This is a genomic window from Nonomuraea lactucae (assembly GCF_003313395.1).
In the GTDB taxonomy this organism is placed as follows: Bacteria; Actinomycetota; Actinomycetes; order Streptosporangiales; family Streptosporangiaceae; genus Nonomuraea; species Nonomuraea lactucae.
On the sequence record NZ_QNFZ01000741.1, the window covers coordinates 1 to 4,004 of the forward strand.

A 4,004-nucleotide genomic window follows, 5' to 3' on the forward strand; every position below is an offset into this window, starting at 1 on the left:
CGACCCGGCGGCGCGCGACCGCTCCGGCCCGCTCCCGGAGGCCGGTACGGGCGTCCGTACGGGCGCCCGTACGGGGGGTCCCGTGCCGGTCGGCGCGGATGGGCCCGAGCCTTGGGAGGAGGGGCGCGAGCCTTGGGGGGAGGGGCGTGAGCCGTCCCGGGCCGAGGCTCCGGCTTGGCGGGCGGCGCGCTCCCGCGAGGACGTGCACCAGTTGGAGACACGCCAGTGGCGGCCCGGCGCGCGGGGACATCCGGGGTCGCTCGAGGAGGCCAGGGCGAGGCACCGAGAGAAGGTCCGCAGGCGCTGGGTGATCGGCTCCGCGGTGTTCGTGTCACTGCCCGCGGCGGCCGCCTGGAAGCCGCTGCCCGAGGTGGCGCTGTTCCTGCTCGCGGCGTTCGCGTTGGTCGTCGTGGCCGACGCGGGGGTGGCGCTGTTCGCCCGCGGCCCGTTCAGGACCAGCCGGATCGTCGTCGACTTCGCGGGCATCGCCGGGGCCGTCGGCCTCTGCCTGGGGCTCACCGCGGCCTTCAGCACGTTCACGCTCGCGCTGTTCGCGGTCACGGCGGTCGTGGCGGGGGTCGTCTTCCTGCTGTCGGCGTAAGGGCCCGGTCGCTCGCAGGCACCGGAACATAGTTCGGTAGGGTGGGGCCCGGATACGATTTGCGCCAATGCTACCCACGGGTAACATAGCCGCGGGAGGCCGGGGTCACCCCCGCGCCACCCGCTGCACCGAGCCCACGGGTCACCTGGCACTCTGGACAGCATGCAACCAGCGCCCGCCGCACCGTAGCGGTGGCGCACGCGATCACGGGAGGTCGGCCACCGGCCATGAACATCGTCGTCTGCGTGAAGCAGGTCCCTGACACGGCGACCGAGCGCAAGCTCCGGTCCGATGACAAGACGCTCGACCGTGACGCCGTAGACGGCGTGGTCAACGAGCTTGACGAGTACGCGGTCGAAGAGGCCCTGAAGCTCAAGGAGGCCCACGGCGGTGAGGTCACCGTCCTGACCATGGGTCCCGGCAAGGCCACCGAGACCATCCGCAAGGCGCTGGCCATGGGTGCCGACAAGGCGGTCCACCTCAGCGACGACGCGCTGCACGGCTCCGACGCGCTGTCGACCTCCTACGCGATGGCCCAGGCCCTGAAGAAGATCGGGTTCGACCTCGTCGTGCTGGGCTCGGAGTCCACCGACGCGCGCACCGGCGTGCTGCCCGCGATGCTGGCCGAGCGGCTCGGCACCCCGCAGCTCACCCTGGCCAGGAAGGTCGACGTCGACGGCTCCTCGATCACCGTCGAGCGGCTCACCGACTACGGGTTCGACCGGGTCGAGGCCACGCTGCCCGCTGTCGTCTCCGTGGTGGAGAAGATCAACGAGCCGCGCTACCCGTCCTTCAAGGGCATCATGGCGGCCAAGAAGAAGCCGGTCGAGACGCTGTCCATCGCGGACGCCGAGATCGCGGCCGACCAGGTCGGCCTCGACGCGGCCTGGTCCGAGGTCGTCGAGTTCGCCCCGGCCCCGCCGCGCGCGGCCGGCACGATCGTCAAGGACGAGGGTGACGGCGGTGCGAAGGCCGCCGAGTTCCTCGCGTCGAAGAAGTTCATCTGAGAACGGGGTTTTGCTGATATGTCGGAGATTCTCGTTCTCGTCGAGCACGTCGACGGCGAGGTGAAGAAGGTCACGCTCGAACTGCTGACCCTGGCCCGCTCGCTCGGCACGCCCTCCGCCGTGTGGGCCGGCCCGGGCATCACCGGCGACGCCAAGGCCAGGCTGGCCGAGTACGGCGCCGAGAAGATCTACGTCGCCGGCTCCGGCGACATCGTCGACCACGTGGTGGCTCCCAAGGCCGAGTTGCTCGCCCAGCTGGTCGCCGAGAAGACGCCCGCCGCGGTGCTCGTGGCCGCCACGGCCGAGGGCAAGGAGATCGCCGGTCGTCTCGCCGTCAAGACCGACTCCGGTGTCATCACCGACGCCGTCGGCCTGGGTGAGGGCTTCGTGGCCGACCAGTCCATCTTCGGCGGTGGCGTGAACGTCCAGTCCAGGGTCCGCAAGGGCACGCCGATCGTCGCCGTGCGCCCGAACTCGACGGCCCCCGTGGCCGCCGCCGGAGCCGGCGCCGAGGAGGAGGTCTCGGTCTCCCTGAGCGACAGCGCGAAGGCGGCCAGGGTCATCGAGCGCGTCAAGCAGGAGAAGGGCGCCCGCCCCGAGCTGACCGAGGCCGCGATCGTGGTCTCCGGCGGCCGCGGCGTCGGCTCGGCCGAGAACTTCTCGATCATCGAGGGCCTGGCCGACTCGCTCGGCGCGGCCGTGGGCGCCTCGCGCGCCGCGACGGACGCCGGGTGGTACCCGCACCAGTTCCAGGTCGGCCAGACGGGCAAGACCGTGTCGCCGCAGCTCTACATCGCGGCGGGCATCTCGGGCGCGATCCAGCACCGGGCCGGCATGCAGACCGCGAAGACCATCGTCGCGATCAACAAGGACCCGGAGGCGCCGATCTTCGAGCTCGCCGACTACGGCGTCGTGGGCGACCTGAACCAGGTCGTGCCGCAGCTCACCGAGGAGATCACCAAGCGCAAGTAGCACCACGCCGGAACGGCGCCGCACCCCCCTGGTCGTGGGGGCGCGGCGCCGTTCCGCGTGCTGCCGTGTGGGCGGGGCTCACGGTCCGTCGGGCCTCAGGCGGCGGCCCGGACGGGCTCACGTTCCACGGTGGGCAGGACGGTCACGGCTGCGGGCTCCTCGCGCGGCAGGAAGCGGGCCGCCAGCGTGATCAGCAGGCCGAGCAGGACGGCGATGCCGAGCGCGGCGCGCAGCGACGTGACGTCGGACAGGAAGCCGATCACCACCGGCCCCAGCAGCAGCCCGGCGTAGCCCATCGCTCCCGCCTGGGCGATGGCCGGGCCGGGGTCGCCGGTGGCGGTGCCCGCGAGGGAGAGCGTCATCGGGGAGATCGTCGCCACGCCGAGCCCGACGAAGAACATCGCGAACAGCGCGACCAGCGGCGCGGGCGCGGCCAGCACGACCGCGAAGAACCCGGCCGTGGCCAGCCCGGACACCGTCAGCATGCCGCGCACGCCGAACCTGGACCGCAGCCGGTCGCCGGTGAGCCTGGCGATCAGCATGCCCGCCTCGAACACGGGGTAGCCGAGCGCCGCCAGCGCCTCCGGCGCGCCGAGGGAGTCGCGCATGAACAGCCCGTTCCAGTCGGCCACCGTGCCCTCGACCATGAACGCGAAGAACATGAGCGCGCCCAGCAGGTAGACGATCGGCGGCATGCGCCGGCGGGCGGCCGTCGCGGTCTCCCTGACCCGGGTCTCGGGCAGGTACGCGCGGCCGATCACGAGAGTCACCGGCAGGGAGAGCAGGCCGACCAGGGCCACGTTCGCGGTGAACGACAGGCCCAGCGCGATGGACAGGCTGCCCAGCGCGCCGGCGGAGATGGCGCCGACGCACCAGCCCGCGTGCATGCCGTTCATCAGCGGCCGGCCGTAGGCGCGCTCCACGGTGGAGCCCTGGGCGTTCATCGCGATGTCCACCACGCCGAAGGCCATGCCGAAGAGAGCCGAGGCGACCAGCAGCAGCGGGAGGTTCGGCGCGAACGCCATGCCCACCAGGCCGAGCGCGGTCAGCGGGCCGCCGACGCGCAGGAGGGTCTTGCTGCCGGTACGGGCCATGATCCGGCGCATGGACTGCATGGTGACCAGCGCGCCCAGGCCCCAGACCAGCAGGATGGTGCCCACCGTGGCCTCGGACAGGCCGAGCTTGTCGGTCAGGGCCGGGATGCGCACGGTCATCGTGCCGACCATCAGACCGGCCATCACGAAAGTAAGGATCGCCCCGCAACGGGCGAGTCGCAGGTTCTGCGTCATGGGTCCGTACCTCTCAGAAGTCATGAAATATGGGGTCAAAAGGGGGGTGAGGGGGCACGGTGGTGGCGACACCGGAGGCGCGCGACCGGGGGACGCCCGCGCGGTGCGCTCCGGGCGCGGCGGGTGCGGCGGGCG

Annotated in this window: 3 protein-coding genes and 1 pseudogene; 3 read left to right on the forward strand and 1 reads right to left on the reverse strand. The window is 72.2% G+C overall.

Annotated features, from left to right (window positions below):
* From DQW85_RS46065 to DQW85_RS26440, 3 genes and pseudogenes are all read left to right on the forward strand, one after another.
* A pseudogene (locus DQW85_RS46065) lies at positions 1 to 601 on the forward strand (serine/threonine-protein kinase); the annotation flags it as partial.
* Positions 602 to 828: 227 nt separating this feature from the next.
* Entirely contained in the window at positions 829 to 1,608 is a 780-nt protein-coding gene (locus DQW85_RS26435) for an electron transfer flavoprotein subunit beta/FixA family protein (protein ID WP_113702645.1), read from the forward strand.
* 18 nt (positions 1,609 to 1,626) lie between these two features.
* The gene (locus tag DQW85_RS26440; protein ID WP_113702646.1) at positions 1,627 to 2,580 is read left to right on the forward strand and encodes an electron transfer flavoprotein subunit alpha/FixB family protein; all 954 of its coding nucleotides are present in this window, start codon (positions 1,627 to 1,629) and stop codon (positions 2,578 to 2,580) included.
* Between the two features lie 95 nt (positions 2,581 to 2,675).
* Here the strand turns inward: DQW85_RS26440 and DQW85_RS26445 are convergent, their stop codons facing one another.
* Entirely contained in the window at positions 2,676 to 3,941 is a 1,266-nt protein-coding gene (locus DQW85_RS26445) for an MFS transporter (RefSeq protein WP_338043420.1), read from the reverse strand.
* Positions 3,942 to 4,004: the final 63 nt, after the last annotated feature.

Coding starts and splice junctions, on each gene's coding strand:
- DQW85_RS26435 (WP_113702645.1), top strand. CDS start 829: ATGAACATCGTCGTCTGCGTGAAGCAGGTCCCTGACACGGCGACCGAG.
- DQW85_RS26440 (WP_113702646.1), top strand. CDS start 1,627: ATGTCGGAGATTCTCGTTCTCGTCGAGCACGTCGACGGCGAGGTGAAG.